This window comes from Nonomuraea sp. NPDC049607 (assembly GCF_040675375.1).
Taxonomy (GTDB): domain Bacteria; phylum Actinomycetota; class Actinomycetes; order Streptosporangiales; family Streptosporangiaceae; genus Nonomuraea.
Map to the genome: position 1 here is coordinate 1 of NZ_JBFAOV010000078.1, position 15,213 is coordinate 15,213.

Consider the following 15,213-nt stretch of genomic DNA (forward strand, 5'->3'; position numbering starts at 1 on the left):
CGTGCTCCAGGAGCAGGCGCGGCAGGCCGACGAGCTGGTCATCGGCAACCGGGGGCTGGGCGGGTTCGCCGGAGCCCTGCTCGGGTCGGTGACCGTGCACGTGGCCGGGCACGTCGCCTGCCCGGTCGTGGTGGTGCGCGCCGAGGCGCGGGAGCCGGTCGGTGAGATCGCGGTCGGCGTCGACGGCTCCGGCACCTGCGAACCGGCGATCGGCTACGCCTTCGAGCAGGCCAGGCTGCGCGGCGCCACGCTGCGCCTGGTCCACGCCTGGCAACTGCCCGTGCACGCCTTCGCCCCCGAGATCGCCTACGACCTGGACGAGGTCCGGGCCGCCCAGCACGAGACGGTCCGCGGCCGGACCGCCGGTTGGAGGGAGAGATGTCCCGACGTGAACGTGATCGAGGACGTCCAGAGCGCGCATCCGGTCGAGGCGCTCACCGGCGTCCCGTGCGACCTGGTCGTGGTCGGCTCACATGGGCGGGGCACGTTCGGGTCGCTGCTCCTCGGGTCGGTCAGCAGGGGAGTGCTGCACCGTGCCCGCTGTCCCGTCGCGGTGGTCCGTACCTGAGGGGCGTGCGGGAGGCGGTTGGAACGTCGCTGGTCAGAAGGGTGGAGAAGCGTGCAAGCTGGAAGTATGAGGCAAACCCTGCGCTTCGGACGGGTGGCGGGAATCCCCGTCGGCGCTCACTGGTCCGCGTTGGGCATCGTCGCGCTCGTGGTGGTGGCCCTGGGCTCCGGAGTCCTGGCCGCCGCCGCCCCGGGTGCGGGAAGGGCGGCGTACTGGGTGGCCGGGGTCGTCATCGGGCTGCTGCTCATGGCGTCGCTGCTCGCGCACGAACTGGCGCACGCGCTGACGGCCAAGCGGTGCGGCATGGAGGTGGAGTGCGTCACGCTCTGGGCGCTGGGAGGCGTCACGGAGTTCCGCGAGGAGGCGAGGACGCCCGCGAGCGAGGTGGCGACGGCGGCCGCGGGCCCCGTCGCGAGCCTGCTCCTCGGCGGCCTGGCCTACGCCGCCGCGGCGGTGCTGCCGCCGGGCGTGCCCAGGGCCGCCGCGGCCTGGCTCGCCATGATGAACCTGATCCTGGGCGTGTTCAACCTGCTGCCGGGCAGCCCGCTCGACGGCGGGCGGGTGCTGCACGGGCTGTTGTGGAGCCGATACGGGGATCGCCACCGCGCCGACGTCGGCGCCGCGAGGGCCGGTTACGGCATCGGTCTCACCCTGACCTTCGCCGGGTTCGCGGTGATCTGGGTGTGGAGCCCGCTGGGCGGGATGTGGCTGGTGATTACCGGCTGGTACATCGCGGGAGCCGCCCGCGGCGAGATCATGAGCAGGGCGGCCCGGCGCGGCCTCGGCGGAGTGTCGGTACGGGACGTCATGACGGCCACGCCGGACCTGGCGCCCGCCTGGCTGACCGTGCAGGGGCTGGTCGACGCGGTGGTGCTCGGCTCCCACCAGTCCGTCTTCCCCGTCGTGGGGTTCGACGGGGCCCCGCTCGGCGCGGTGTCGCTGGAGTCCCTGCTCGCCGTGCCCGCCGAACGCAGGGGCGAGACCAGGGTGGAGGCGCTGGTCGCGACCCAGACGCCGCCACGCGTCCTGTCGCCGGACGACGACGCCACCGCCCTGCTGGAGCGCCCTTCGCGGACGGGCGGCCTGCGTGCCGTGGTCGTCGAGGACGGCCTCGTCACCGGCATGATCACGGACGCGGACCTCGGCAGGACGCTGCAACAGGCGCTGCTGCGGCCCGCCGCGACCGTCTGACGCCGTCGCTACAGGCCGTCGCTACAGGCCGTCGCTACAGGCCGTGCACGCGGCGGCCCGTGACCTGGTGCGGGACGATCCGGATGAACAGATGGCGCTCCCCGCCCGCCCAGGGCGTGACGCCCGCCTCGGCCAGCTTGGCGACCTCGTCCTCGGGCACGTGGTGGGCCGGGCCCTGGATCAGGACGCTCCAGCCCTCCTTGCGCACCTCGTCGATCCGGTCCACCTGGAAGCCGATCATGATGTCCACGCCCTCCAGGCCGGTGCGCAGGTCCTGGTCCATGGGGCCGCCGCGGGCGGTCCGGAACAGCACGGCGCCCTCGTGCAGCCGGTAGTTGACGGGCAGCACCGTGGGCCCGTGGGAGCCGTTGAACGCGATCCGCCCGATGCCGCCCGGCGCGACCAGGCGCAGGCACTCCTCGGGGTCGAGGACGTCCATGACCGGCTCCTCCGGCCCGGCGCCGGGGCCCGGCGGACGGTCACGGCCACCGCCGAGCAGGTCCTGCGGGGTCGTCTCCAGGGCCGTGGCCAGGCGGGTCACCGTGTTCCTGTCGGGGACGCCGAGATGGCCCTCCAGGTACGTGACATAGCCCGGGGACATGTCGGCCCGCTCGGCGAGCTGGTCGATCGTGAGACCGAGCCGGTCGCGGTGGTGGGTCACCCTGCGTCCGAAGTCACCACTGTTCGTCATGATCATCTCCTTCTCCGTGAGGACGAGGCCGACGCCGCCCGGCACGGGGACGCCATCCACCCGCGTGCCGCCGTGGTCGGCCTCGACGGTGATCCGGCGCCCGCGGAACAGGACCGGCAGCGACAGCGTGCCCAGCCGTACGGGCACCAGCGGGTTGAGCAGCAGGCCCTCGGGCCTCGGCTCCAGGCCCAGGTAACAGCGTTGCAGCATGTCCACGGTCCCGGCCATGGCGCCCAGGTGGATGCCCTCCGCCGTGGTGCCGCCCTGGACGTCGTGCACGTCGCCGACCAGCGCCTCGGCGAAGAACTGCCAGGAGCGCGCCCGGTCGCAGCGCGACAGCACCCAGGCGTGCACGACGGCGCTGAGGGTGGAGCCGTGGCTGGTGCGGTCGAGGTAGTACTCGATCGTGCGCGGGATCAGGCCGGGGTCGGCCGGGTAGCCGAGCCGGTCCAGGATCGCCAGCAGTTCGCCGGCGTCGAGCAGGTAGAACAACATCAGCGTGTCGGCCTGCTTGGACGCCTTGTAGCGGTTGACGTCGTCGCCGTCCGCTTCGAGCGCGCGGTCGAGGCGGCGCACGCCCCCGTACCGCTGCCAGTCGAGCTCGGCCAGCTCGGCGTAACCGGTGAACTGGCTGATGACGCCCTCGTGGAAGTCGACCCGCATGCGGCGGGTGATGTCCTCCCACCGCGCCGCCTCCGGCCCGTCCACAGCGCCCAACTGGAGGGCGTGCCGCAGCAGCCACACGGTCATGACGTTGGTGTAGGCGTTGTTGGCCAGGCCGGGTCCGGCGGCGCCGGGGTAGGCGGTGTGGTACTCGTCGGGGCCCATGACGCCGCGGATCTCGTACCGGCCGGAGCCGGGGTCGAGCACGGCCAGCGAGGCGAAGAACCGTGCGATGGCGATCATCAGGTCGGCGCACCACGACGGCAGGGAGCCGGTGGCCAGGCGGTACTGCCACACGTTGTAGGCGACGGCGAGGCCGACGTGGCGCTGGAGGTGGGAGACGTCCGGCAGCCAGCGTCCGGAGTCGGGATTGAGGTGGAAGGTCTGGGTCTCCTCGCTGCCGTCGCTGCCGCTCTGCCAGGGGAACATCGCGCCGTCGTACCCGGCCGACCGGGCCGCCGCGCGGGCCTCGGGCAGGCGGCGCCACCGGTAGCGCAGCAGGCCGCGGGAGATCTCGGGAAAGCGCAGGTTGAGCCAGGGCAGGACGAACAGCTCGTCCCAGAACACGTGCCCCCGGTACGCCTCGCCGTGCAGGCCCCGCGCGGGCACCCCGGCGTCGAGGTCGGCCGTGTGCGGGGACAGGGTCTGGAGCAGGTGGAAGATGTGCAGGTGGACGATCTGCGACAGCTCCGGCCCGTCCACGTTCAGCTCGGCCCGTTCCCACAGCCGCTCCCAGGCCGCGGCGTGCGCCGCCAGCAGCTCGGCGAAGCCCGGCGCAGTCCCCGCGCGCCGCAGGGCGGCCGACAGCGGGTCGTGCACGGCGGGGTCGCGCGAGGTCAGCAGGGCGACGACCTTCGTGAACGTCACCGGCACGCCCTCGACGGCCGCAAGCACGTACTCGACGGCGACGTGGTCGGGCGCCACGGAGACGGAGCCCGAGCCGGGGGCGGGGCCGTCGGCGCGGGCGGCGAGCGCGACGGTGACGCGGGAGGAGCGGGTCGTCGCGGTCAGCCAGGTCAGCTCGTCGTGGCGGCCCGTGGCGTGTTCCGTCAGGTGGTCGCCGCGCAGGTCGCGGTAGCGTTCGACGCCGTCGTTGGCGACCCGCCCGTCCAGCCCGGCGCGGACGCGCAGCGGCCCCGACCAGTTCTCCGCCGTGAAGGTCGTCTCCAGGGCGGCCAGGGCGGGGTCGGCCATGGAGACCAGGCGGCGTTGCCGCACCCGGGTGACCCGGCCCTGCCCGTCCCGCCAGCGCAGCTCCCGCAGCAGCACCCCGTGGCGCAGGTCGAGCTCCTGGGTGTAGTCCAGCAGCTCGGCCAGCTCCGGGCCGAACCAGTCCTGGCCGGGCGTGGCGAAGGTGAGCGGCAGCCAGTCGGGCAGGTTGACCAGGTCCTCGTTGATGACCGTCCGGCCGCCCACCTCGGACGCCAGCCGGTCGTAGCAGCCCGCGTGGTAGGTGCCGGGCGTGCGGATGCGGCCGTCGGGCGTGGCGCCGCGCGTGGCGAAGCGGCCGTTGCCGAGGGTGCACAGCGCCTCGCGCAGCCTGACCGAGGCCGGGGCGAAGCCCTCGTACGTGAGCGTCCACGGGTTCACGGCGACCCCGCGCGGACGCGCCCGTCCCGGTCGGTGTCGCGGACCACGGCTGGGAGCCGGTGCAGGTCAAGGGCGGCCATGTCGGTGACGCTACCCAGCTGCCCGACCCCCAAGACAGGGCCGTTGGTCCTTTGATCGGGCGGGGCTGCTTCACTGAGGGTCGCCGATGTGATGCGCTGTGCTCATCGTCTTCTGGAGGTGGACCATGAGCGCGCGCTCGCCGAGGCAGGCCATGGACGCGGCGGTCGAGGCCGGGCGTTGGGCTCCTTCCGTGCACAACACCCAGCCGTGGGTCTTCTCGGTCTCCGACGAGGAGATCGGGCTGAAGGCCGACACCTCCCGGAAGCTCTCGGCCGGTGACGTGTCCGGCCGGGAACTGGTGATCAGTTGTGGTGCGGCGCTGTTCACGATGCGTACGGCGATGCGGTGCGCGGGCTTCGAGCCGGTGGTGCGGGTTCTTCCCGATCCCGATCGGCCGGGGCTGCTGGCGACGATCAGGCCGGGGCAGGAGTGCGAGCCCGACGAGGAGACGCGGTCGCTGGGCGGTGAGATCGAGCGCCGTCACACGCATCGGGCGGGGTTCGCCGACGTCCCGGTTCCCGACCGGCTGGTGGAGTCGCTGGTGGCGGGGGCGCTGGGTGAGGGCGTGAAGCTGACGCCCGTCCGGTCCGGGGAGGCGGTGGAGGTGCTGGCGGCGCTCACGCGGGCGGCGCAGGGCGTTCAGGCCGCCGATCAGCGGTTCAGCCTGGAGATCGTCGGGTGGGCCAGGCCGCCGGGCAGCACGCGTGCCGACGGCGTGCCCGCCGAGAGCTATCCGCGGGAGGCGGCGCCGACGGAGGCGGAGTTCCCTCAGCGTCACTACTCGTGGCGGCACGGCTGGGGCGCGCCGGGCGGTCAGGAGGAGACGGCCACCGGGGTGGTGGCCGTGATCACGACGCGGGAGGACGGCCGCAAGGAGTGGCTGGCCACCGGGCAGGCGCTGCAACGGATGTTGTTGCACGCCTCGGCGCACGGGGTGAGCGCCGCCTTCCACACCCAGGCCCTCGAGCTGGACCTGTTGCGCGAGTTCCTGCGGCTGGAGCTGTTCTCGGGGGAGTACCCGCAGATGCTCATGAGGCTCGGCGTCACCCACGAGGGCAAGGGCACGCCCCGGCGCCCGCTGTCCGACGTCCTGGAATGAGAGGACCAAGGTCCTTCGAGCGAGGGGCGTACGACACTGATCGCGGGCCGGCGGAACCAGTGGAATGGAAGTGCGAACAAGGACACACCCCCCACCGAAAGGAAGGCCCGCCATGGCCACCACCATTCACCGCCCTGTGACGGACGTCGCCGCCGCCAAGGTGGAGCGCACCCCGGTCGACTACGTCTGGGCGCTGGCCCGGATCGCGATCGGCTGGGTCTTCCTGTGGGCGTTCCTGGACAAGACGTTCGGCTGGGGGTTCGCCACCCCGGCGAACAAGGCGTGGCTGGCGGGCGGCAGCCCCACGACCGGCTTCCTCAAGGGCACCGGCGAGAACGCGCTCGGCGGCCTGTTCGCCGGCCTGGCCGGCCAGGCGTGGGTGGACTGGCTGTTCATGGCCGGCCTGCTGGGCATCGGCGCGGCCCTGGTGCTGGGCGTCGGAACCCGCGTCGCCGCCGTCACCGGCACCCTCCTGCTCGCCATGATGTGGGCCGCCGAACTGCCCCTGGCCACCAACCCCTTCCTGGACGAGCACATCATCTACGCCATCGTCCTCATCGGCCTGGCCCTGACCGGCGCCGGCACCACCCTCGGACTCGGCAACCTGCCGATCGTCCGCCGCAACGCCTGGCTCAGGTGACCGGCCTCCGGCCACGGGCCCATCCCTCGACGGGGTGGGCCCGTGGCGTTTCCGACGTACCAGGACATCGAGAATGAGTGTCATGACACGTGCTGTGTATGTCGCCGCGGGCGAGGCGGGGAGCAACAAGGGGACCGTCGCCCTGGGGCTGGTGGAGCTGCTGTCCCGGCAGGTGGGGACCGTGGGCGTGTTCCGGCCGGTGGTACGGGCCGGCCGCGAGGACGGCCTGATCAACACCATCCGCAGCCGGTTCCAGCTCGCCCTGCCCTACGCGGCGTGCGCGGGTGTCACCTACGACGAGGTGCACGCCGACGTCGAACGCGCGGCCGGGGACGTCGTGGCCCGCTTCCGCGCGCTGGCCCGGCGGTGCGACGCGGTCGTGGTGGTCGGCACCGACTACACCGACGTGGGGGCGCCGACGGAGTTCGGGTTCAACGCCCGTCTGGCCGCCGACCTGGGCACCCCCGTGATCAACGTGGTGAGCGGACGGGGCCGGACGGCCGCCCGGATCGCCGCGGCGGTCGAGGTGTCGTCCAGGGAGCTGGCCCACCATCACGCCCAGGAGCTCGCGGTCGTGGTCACCCGGTCGGCCGGCGGGCCGCTCGCGCCCAGCCACGCGACGCCGGTGTTCGTGCTGCCGGAGGCGCCTTCGCTGCGCGCGCCCACGGTGGCCGACCTGCTGGACGCCTGCGAAGGCCGGTTCTTCCTCGGCGAGCGCGACGGGCTCGGCCGGGAGGCGAGCGCGCTGATGGTGGGCGCGATGTCGCTGCCGGGCATCCTGGAGCGCCTCACCGAGGGCGCGGCGGTGATCATCCCGTCCGATCGGGCCGCCGCGCTGCTGCCCGGCCTGATCGCCGCGCACAAGGCGCCGGGCTTCCCGTCCCTGTCGGCGGTGGTGCTGACCGGCGGCACGGACCTGCCCGCCTCCGTGGAACGGCTGCTGCGCGGCATGACGATCCCGCTGCCGGTGATCGCCACCGGTCACGACACCTTCGACACCGCGACCCGGCTCTCGGCCGTGGAGGGGCGGTTCACGCCCGAGGCGGGCGGGAAGATCGACATCGCGCTGCGCCTGTTCGCCGAGCACGTGGACGGCCGGCTGCTGCTGGACCGGCTGGACATCGCCAAGACCGACGTCGTCACGCCGTTGATGTTCGAGTACGAGCTGCTGGACCGGGCGCGCGCCCGGCGCAGGCACATCGTGCTGCCCGAGGGCGAGGAGCCGCGCATCCTGCGCGCGGCCGACATCCTGCTGCGCCGCGACGTGGCCGACCTCACCCTGCTCGGCGACGCCGCCCGCATCAGGGTCCAGGCCGCCCAGCTCGGCCTCGACCTGGACGCGGCCAGGGTGCTCAGCCCGTTCGACCCCGAGCTGCGCGAGCGGTTCGCCCACGCCTACGCCGAGGCCAGGGCGCACAAGGGGATGACCGTCGAGCTGGCCCGCGACACCGTCACCGACGTCTCCTACTTCGGCACGCTGATGGTCCACACCGGCCTGGCCGACGGCATGGTCTCCGGCGCGACGCACACCACGGCGCACACGATCAGGCCGGCGTTCGAGATCCTGCGGCTGGGGCTGGTCTCCAGCGTGTTCTTCATGTGCCTGGCCGACCGGGTCCTGGTGTACGGCGACTGCGCCGTCAACCCCGACCCCACCGCCGGGCAGCTCGCCGACATCGCGATCGCCTCGGCCCGCACCGCGGCGATGTTCGGGGTCGAGCCGAGGATCGCGATGTTGTCGTACTCGACGGGCGCCTCGGGGGCGGGGGCGGAGGTCGACAAGGTGCGCGCCGCCACCGAGCTGGTCCGTGAGCGCCGTCCCGACCTCCAGGTGGAGGGGCCGATCCAGTACGACGCCGCGGTGGACCCCGCCGTCGCGCGGGCCAAGATGCCCGGCAGCCAGGTGGCCGGACACGCCACGGTCTTCGTGGTGCCCGACCTGAACACCGGCAACAACCTGTACAAGGCCGTCCAGCGCAGCGCGGGGGCGGTCGCCGTGGGGCCGGTGCTTCAGGGGCTGCGCAGGCCGGTCAACGACCTGTCCAGGGGCGCCACCGTGGCCGACATCGTCACCACCGTCGCGGTCACGGCCGCCCAGGTGCGCGACGAGCCGCCGCCTCCTGACCTGTCACCCGGTGCCTGAGGCGCGCCACCGCCGGGCGACGAGCGCGGCGGCCAGCACGGCCGCGAGCCCCGCCCACGTGACCGGATGGCTCCAGACGGCGGTGTCGACCTGCTGCACCAGCACGAACACGCCCATGACGACGACGAACCAGCCGAACGCCGTGCGCAGCGCGTCCTGCGGGATGCGGCCCGCGAGCCGGCCGCCCACCAGGCTGCCGAGCACCGCGGCCGCCGTGACGGTCAGGGCGAGCCGCCAGTCGATCGCCACGCCCGCCAGGTGCCCGGCGAGCCCGGCGAACGACTTCATCGCGATGACGAGCAGCGACGTGCCGACCGCGACGCCCATCGGCAGCCCGCCGAGCAGGGCCAGGGCCGGGACGACGAGGAACCCGCCGCCGGAGCCGACCAGCCCCGTCACGGCGCCGACGACGAGCCCTTCCGCCGCGATGTGCTTCAGCGGCAGCTCGCCGTGGGCGGGCCGCGCCTGCCTCCCGGCGTGCCGGGGCCTGCGGAGCATCGCGACCGCCGTGGCCAGCATCATCAGGGCGAAGGCGACGAGCAGCGCCGTGCCGGGGACGTACTCGGCGAGGCGTCCGCCGCCGTACGCGCCGGCCATGCTGAACGCGCCGAAGAGCAGGCCGGTGCGCCAGCGGATCCGTCGTGCCCGCGCGTGCGGGACCAGCGCGGCCAGGCTGGTGACGCCGACCACGAACAGCGAGGTGGCGATCGCCTCCTTGGTGTCCTGACCGGCCAGGTAGACCAGGATCGGCACGGTCAGGATCGACCCGCCGCCGCCCAGCACGCCGAGGCTGACGCCGACGAGCAGGGACGCCGCGACGATCAGGACGGTCACGGGGTCTTCCGCAGCTGCGCGATCACCGTGCGGATGTCCGGGCGCGGCCCGCGGTTGTAGGGCAGCCGGGACAGCATGACGCCCATGGCACAGGAGTTGCTGACGGCCGCGTACACGAGGCCGGCGCCGATCGCGGTGCCGATCAGATGCGCGCCGGGCACGAAGATCCCGGCGAGACCGGTGGTCAGCACGATCGAACCGGCCACCAGCCGGACCTGACGCTCGATGTCCCACCGCTCGGGCCCCCGCTCAAGGGGCGCGCCGGCGGTCTCCCATCCGACGATCCCGCCCTCCAGGACGCGCAGGTTCGGCAGCCCGGCCTCGGCGAGGGCCTGCCCGGCCTGGGCGGCCCGCGCTCCGGAGCGGCAGACGAGCACGACGTCCTCGTCGAGGTGGCTCAGGAGTTCGGCCCGGTGCTCGCGCAGGGTGTTCAGCGGCACGTTGTACGAGCCCGCGATGTGCGACGTACGGAACTCGCCGGGCGTGCGCACGTCGAGCAGGCGCGGCGCCCGCCCTTCCGCGACGAGCCGCCGCAGCACGGCGGGGGTGAGGGAGGAGGTGGGGGCGGTGCTCATGAGACTTTCCTTCGGGTTCGAATACCACGGGGGGTATAGAGGGGACGTGCGTCAGCAAATGGGGTCAGACGCCGGCCGACAGGGCCCACGCGGCGTAGCCGCCCAGGACGTCGGAGACGTCCCGGAAGCCGCGGTGCCGCAGCAGGCTCGCCGCGATGGACGAGCGGTGACCGCCCGCGCAGTGCAGGACGACGGGCCGGTCGGCGGGCAGCTCGCGGCTGCGGGCGGGCAGTTCGCTCAGCGGGATGTGCACGGCGGCGTCGATGAAGCCGTTCGCCTCGCGCTCGCCGGAGGTGCGGACGTCCACGACGACGGGAGGGGCGTCGCCGGCGAGGGCGGCGCGCAGCTGTGCGGCGGTCAGGCGGCTGGCCGGGGCGACCTCGTCCGCGAGCTCGACCAGGGCGTCGTCGGGGTTGCGCAGGTAGCCCGCGACCCGGTCGAAGCCGATCCGGGCCAGCCGGGTGACGACCTCCTCCTCCCGGTTCTGCGGCGCCATGACGACCAGCTCGCCGGCCGGGTCGAGCACGGTCCCCGCCTGCTCGGCGAAGCGCCCGTCGGCGGGCACGTTCACCGCGCCGCGCAGGTGGCCGGCGGCGAAGTCCTGCGGGTCGCGGGCGTCCACCACGACCGTGCCGGCGGCCCGCAGCCCGGTGAACTCATCGAGGGTCAGCGGCCTGGGGGCGGCAGAGGCGTCGTAGCGGGCGCGCTCCTTGCGGTTGAGGTCGGCGTCGTAGGCGAAGTAGCCGGGCGCGGCCGGCTGCCCGGCGGTGACGAGCGCGACGAACGACTCCCGGTCCATCGGCGCGCACGCGTAGTTGGTGGCCCGCTGCTCGCCGATGGTCGACTGCTTCTCGGTCGAGAGGTTCTTGCCGCAGGCCGAGCCGGCGCCGTGCGCGGGGAAGACCCGCACCTCGTCGGCCAGGCCCATGAGCTTGTTCTGCACGCTGTCGTACAACATCGCGCCCAGCTCCTCGGGGGTGACGCCGACGGAGGCGAGCAGGTCGGGGCGGCCGACGTCCCCGATGAACAGCGCGTCGCCGGTCAGCACCCCGTACGGGACGCGGTCCCCGGCGCGTTCGTAGACCAGGACGCTGATCGACTCCGGCGTGTGGCCGGGCGTCTCCATGATCTCCAGGGTGACGTCGCCCAGGGAGATGCGCTCGCCCTCGCCGAGCTTGCGGATCGGGTACTCGGTCTCGGCGCGCCGGCCGTAGCCGATCCAGGCGCCGGTGCTGTCGGCCATCTCCAGGTGCCCGGCGACGAAGTCGGCGTGGAAGTGGGTGTTGACGACGCCGACGACGGTGAAGCCGTGCGCGCGGGCGTCGGCCAGGTACTCGGAGACGTCCCGCCGGGGGTCGACGACCACCGCGTGGCCGGTGCCCTCGTCGGCGATCATGTACGACGCCTGCGAGAGGCAGTCCAGGTAGTACTGGGTGAAGAACACGGCAATCCCTTCGTGAGGAACGCGACCGGTGGGGCGGTGGCTACCGATACCCCCCCGGGTATCTTGTACCCGACAGTAGGTTGTGTGTGAAGCGGATGTCAAATACCCCTCTGGGTATCGCCCAGCATACCTATGGGGGTATGGTGACCTGGACGAATGTCTCTACCGCCCTCCGGTGCGACCTCGTTCCAGGTGCGAAGGACCTCCGCTCGTGAAGACCAATCCCGCGCCCGCCGCGACCGGCCGCCCGCCCGTACGCCTCGGGCTCCGGGCGAACGCCGTCCAGTTCTCCCTGCTGGTCGTCGTCAACGTCGCCGTCGGCGGCCTGGTCGGCCTCGAACGCACCACCGTGCCGCTCATCGGCGCCCACACCTTCGGCCTGACCAGCGACCTCGCCGTCTTCTCCTTCATCGTCGCCTTCGGCCTCACCAAGGCGTTCACCAACCTGGCCGCCGGCGCCCTGACGGCCCGGTTCCGCCGCAAGCAGCTCCTCGTGGCCGGCTGGCTGATCGGCGTCCCCGTCCCGTTCGTCCTGGCCTGGGCGCCCTCCTGGGGGTGGATCGTGGCCGCCAACGTCCTGCTCGGCCTCAACCAGGGGCTGACCTGGTCGATGACGGTCAACATGAAGATCGACCTGGTCGGGCCCGCCCGGCGCGGTCTCGCCACCGGCCTGAACGAGGCCGCCGGGTACACCGCCGTCGGCGCCACCGCCCTGCTCACCGGCTACCTCGCGACCGGCTACGGCCTGCGTCCCGTCCCCGAACTCGTCGGCGTCGTCTTCGTCGCGGCCGGCCTGGCGCTGGCCCTGGTGGTCCGCGACACCGCCGCCCACGTGGCCCTCGAACTCGACCGGCATCCCCGGCCCCTGGCCGCCGGTGAGACCCCGGGGCCGGCCGCCGTGTTCGCCCGCACCTCCTGGCGTGACCGCTCGCTGCGCGGCGTCAGCCAGGCCGGCCTCGTCAACAACCTCAACGACGGCCTCACCTGGGGGGTCTTCCCGCTGCTGTTCACCGACCACGGCCTGGGGCTGGCCGCCGTCGGGCTGATCAAGGGGCTGTACCCGCTCCTGTGGGGCATCGGCCAGATCCCGGCCGGTCACCTCGCCGACCGCCTCGGCCGCAAACCGCTCATCGTCACCGGCATGTTCGTCCAGGCCGCCGGCCTGCTGCTCGCCCTCGTCCTGCTGGACGTCCCCCTGCTCGCCGGGGTCCTGTCCGCCGTCGCCCTCGGGCTGGGGACCGCCATGGTCTACCCCGCCCTGATCGCCTCCGTCTCCGACCACGCCCACCCCGCCTGGCGTGCCAACGCCCTGGGCGCCTACCGCTTCTGGCGCGACATCGGCTACGCCGCCGGAGCCCTCGTCGCCGGCGTCCTGGCCGACGCGCTCGGCCTCGGCGCCACGGTCGTCGCCGGCGCCGTCCTCACCGCCGTCTCCGGCCTGCTCGCCGCCCGCTGGATCACCGACCGCACGACGGGCTGACGGCGCGCCCGGCCTGCGTCAAGCGCGGCCCAAGGTGCGGTCGGCATTGTCCGTGTCGCCGGAAACGGTGGGAGCGTTCCTTGATCTCCCTCTGGTTACAGTCCGTAGTGGTTGATTTGCTCAGGGGGGAAGATGAAGAGTGTTCGCGTAGTCGCCGTCAGGATGGCGAAGGTGTTGTGTGCCGGGCTGCTCGCGGTCCCGTCGTCCCCGCTGGTCGTGCCCGAGCCGTCGCCGGACACGTCGGTGGTGACGGTGCGAACCGGCGGCGACCGGACCGGCGACACCACGGTGGGCCCGCTGGCCGGTGTCGAGCTCGGCCTGTTCACCGGCCCCGACGCCACCACCCCGGTCGACGGCGACTGGGGCGTGTGCGTGTCGGACGGTGACGGCGACTGCAGCTTCGTCGTCCCCGACACGGCGCCGGGCGGCGCCAACGAGGGCGCGCGCTTCTACGTCAGGCAGATCTCCGCCCCCGACGGCTGGTACACCAACCCCGAGCTGCGGACCGGCCGCGGCAGCGGGTCCAACTCCGTCGCCACGCCGTACGTCTTCCAGACCCCCGCGCTGGAGAGCGACACCACGTACACCTCCACCCGCGACTTCATGATCAACAACACTCGCGGCGACGCCACCGCCTCGACCGGCGTCTGGCAGCAGTCACGGGACAACCCACGGCCCGATCCGACCTGCGGCCTCGACGTCGCGCTGCTGCTCGACCTGTCGGCCTCGGTGGGCAGCGCGCTGCCCGACCTGAAGTCGGCCGCCGACACCTTCACCGACGCCCTGACCGGCACCCCATCCCGGATGGCGCTGTTCACCTTCGACCGCAACTCGCCCAGCGCCGGCACCACGAACAACCCCGACCTCATGCCGGTGTCCACCGAGGCGGGCGCCGAGGCGTTCAAGAACCAGTACGCCGACTGGCAGCTCGGCAGCGGCACCAACTGGGACCGCGGCCTGTGGGCGGTCGCCGAGGCCGCGCCGCGCTACGACCTGCTGGTGGTGCTCACCGACGGCAACCCCACCTACTACGACACCCTGCTCGGCGACGGCAGCAACACCCGCATCGCCGAGGTGGAGGCCGGGATCTTCTCCGCCAACGCGGTCAAGGCCGAGGGCACCCGCGTCCTGGCCGTCGGCGTCGGCAACGGCGTGACCGGCCTGACCGCGCTCAACCTGCGCGCCATCTCCGGCACCACCGCCTTCGACGGCTCCAACGCGGCCGCCGCCGACTACTTCCAGACCAGCGACTACGCCGCCGCCGGACAGGCGCTGCGCGAGATCGTCCAGGCCCAGTGCCGGGGGTCGCTGTCGGTGGTCAAGCAGATCGTCCCGTCCGGCAACACCGGCGAGGACGTCACCGGCGCCACCCCGGCCGGCCCCGGCTGGGACTTCACCGCCGAGACCACCACGCCGGGCATCGGCGGGCTGCCCGCCACCGAGTCGACGACCGACGACGGCACGGGATCGGTCAACTTCGACCTCACCTTCAGCCAGACCCCGTCGGCCGACGTCACCGTCACCGAAGCCCAGCACCCCGGCCACACCCTGGTCACCCAGGACGGGCGCAACGCCGTCTGCCGCCTGATCGACACCGGCGTCGAGGTGCCGGTGACCAACAGCGGCGGGCTCGGGTTCACGGTCGAGGTGCCGAGCGACGCGGCCGTCAGCTGCACCGTCTACAACCGCCCACCCACCCCGACCCCGACCCCGACCCCGACCCCGACCCCGACACCGACCCCGACACCGACTCCGACTCCGACACCGACTCCGACGCCGGTCGTCACTCCGACGCCCACCCCGACACCGACCCCCACGCCGGTCGTCACTCCGACGCCCACGCCCACGCCGACACCGACGCCCACCCCGTCCCACCCGGGGGACTGCCACAAGGCACATCCGTATTGGGGCCACTGCGAGCAGCACCCGGACTGGCACGACGTCTGCCACGAGGAGCAGTCGCACTGGGGGCACTGCGAACAGCACCCGGACTGGCACGACGGCTGCCACAAGTCGGCCCTCGGTTGCGGAGACCTGCCGCCGTGGTCGTACCTCGGCGAACGATGGGAGTGACGCCCTCCGCCGGCCGCCCGCGGCATGCGGGCGAACCGGCCGGCCATAGCTGCCCGGGTCTCGCCGTACGGGCTGTCGATCGGCGGCGCGGCGATGAGCGCGCTCGGGCTCGGCACGCTGATGCTCACGGCCGACCCGGCG

At 73.2% G+C, this 15,213-nt stretch carries 11 protein-coding genes; 7 read left to right on the plus strand and 4 right to left on the minus strand.

Going from position 1 to position 15,213, the window contains the following annotated elements; translation table 11 throughout:
• Both AB0J97_RS50905 and AB0J97_RS50910 read left to right on the plus strand, forming a co-directional pair.
• Positions 1-568 (plus strand): universal stress protein (locus tag AB0J97_RS50905; RefSeq protein WP_364104483.1); only part of this gene is annotated, 568 nt, incomplete at its 5' end.
• Between the two features lie 66 nt (positions 569-634).
• Positions 635-1,759: a site-2 protease family protein gene (locus AB0J97_RS50910; RefSeq protein ID WP_357707692.1), complete on the plus strand. Its 1,125-nt coding sequence runs from the start codon at positions 635-637 to the stop codon at positions 1,757-1,759.
• 34 nt (positions 1,760-1,793) lie between these two features.
• Here AB0J97_RS50910 and AB0J97_RS50915 read toward each other — a convergent pair whose 3' ends face one another.
• A complete protein-coding gene (locus tag AB0J97_RS50915; RefSeq protein WP_364104486.1) occupies positions 1,794-4,703 on the minus strand; it encodes a pyridoxamine 5'-phosphate oxidase family protein in 2,910 nt (969 codons plus the stop codon).
• Positions 4,704-4,908: 205 nt separating this feature from the next.
• Here AB0J97_RS50915 and AB0J97_RS50920 point away from each other — a divergent pair, with 205 nt between their 5' ends.
• The 3 genes from AB0J97_RS50920 (at position 4,909) to pta (ending at position 8,666) form a co-directional block, all read left to right on the plus strand.
• The gene (locus AB0J97_RS50920) at positions 4,909-5,883 is read left to right on the plus strand and encodes a nitroreductase family protein (protein WP_364104489.1); all 975 of its coding nucleotides are present in this window, start codon (positions 4,909-4,911) and stop codon (positions 5,881-5,883) included.
• A gap of 112 nt (positions 5,884-5,995) precedes the next feature.
• Positions 5,996-6,523 (plus strand): hypothetical protein, encoded by a 528-nt coding sequence (locus tag AB0J97_RS50925; protein ID WP_364104492.1) that lies wholly within the window; start codon positions 5,996-5,998, stop codon positions 6,521-6,523.
• 82 nt (positions 6,524-6,605) lie between these two features.
• Positions 6,606-8,666, plus strand: a complete 2,061-nt coding sequence (gene pta / locus AB0J97_RS50930; RefSeq protein ID WP_364104495.1) for a phosphate acetyltransferase — start codon at positions 6,606-6,608, stop codon at positions 8,664-8,666.
• Here pta and AB0J97_RS50935 read toward each other — a convergent pair.
• The 3 genes from AB0J97_RS50935 to AB0J97_RS50945 form a co-directional block, all read right to left on the minus strand.
• The gene (locus AB0J97_RS50935; protein ID WP_364104498.1) at positions 8,652-9,500 is read right to left on the minus strand and encodes a sulfite exporter TauE/SafE family protein; all 849 of its coding nucleotides are present in this window, start codon (positions 9,498-9,500) and stop codon (positions 8,652-8,654) included. The two genes, pta and AB0J97_RS50935, sit on opposite strands and share 15 nt — an antisense overlap.
• Positions 9,497-10,075, minus strand: coding sequence for a rhodanese-like domain-containing protein (locus tag AB0J97_RS50940; protein ID WP_357707699.1), 579 nt, complete (start codon positions 10,073-10,075; stop codon positions 9,497-9,499). Before AB0J97_RS50940 ends, AB0J97_RS50935 begins: the two co-directional genes overlap by 4 nt.
• Before the next feature lie 64 nt (positions 10,076-10,139).
• Entirely contained in the window at positions 10,140-11,519 is a 1,380-nt protein-coding gene (locus AB0J97_RS50945; protein WP_364104501.1) for a rhodanese-like domain-containing protein, read from the minus strand.
• Positions 11,520-11,730: 211 nt separating this feature from the next.
• On the opposite strand from AB0J97_RS50945, the gene AB0J97_RS50950 reads away from it, so the two are divergent.
• Positions 11,731-12,999: an MFS transporter gene (locus AB0J97_RS50950; RefSeq protein WP_357707702.1), complete on the plus strand. Its 1,269-nt coding sequence runs from the start codon at positions 11,731-11,733 to the stop codon at positions 12,997-12,999.
• A gap of 132 nt (positions 13,000-13,131) precedes the next feature.
• A complete protein-coding gene (locus tag AB0J97_RS50955; RefSeq protein ID WP_364104504.1) occupies positions 13,132-15,072 on the plus strand; it encodes a vWA domain-containing protein in 1,941 nt (646 codons plus the stop codon).
• Positions 15,073-15,213: the final 141 nt, after the last annotated feature.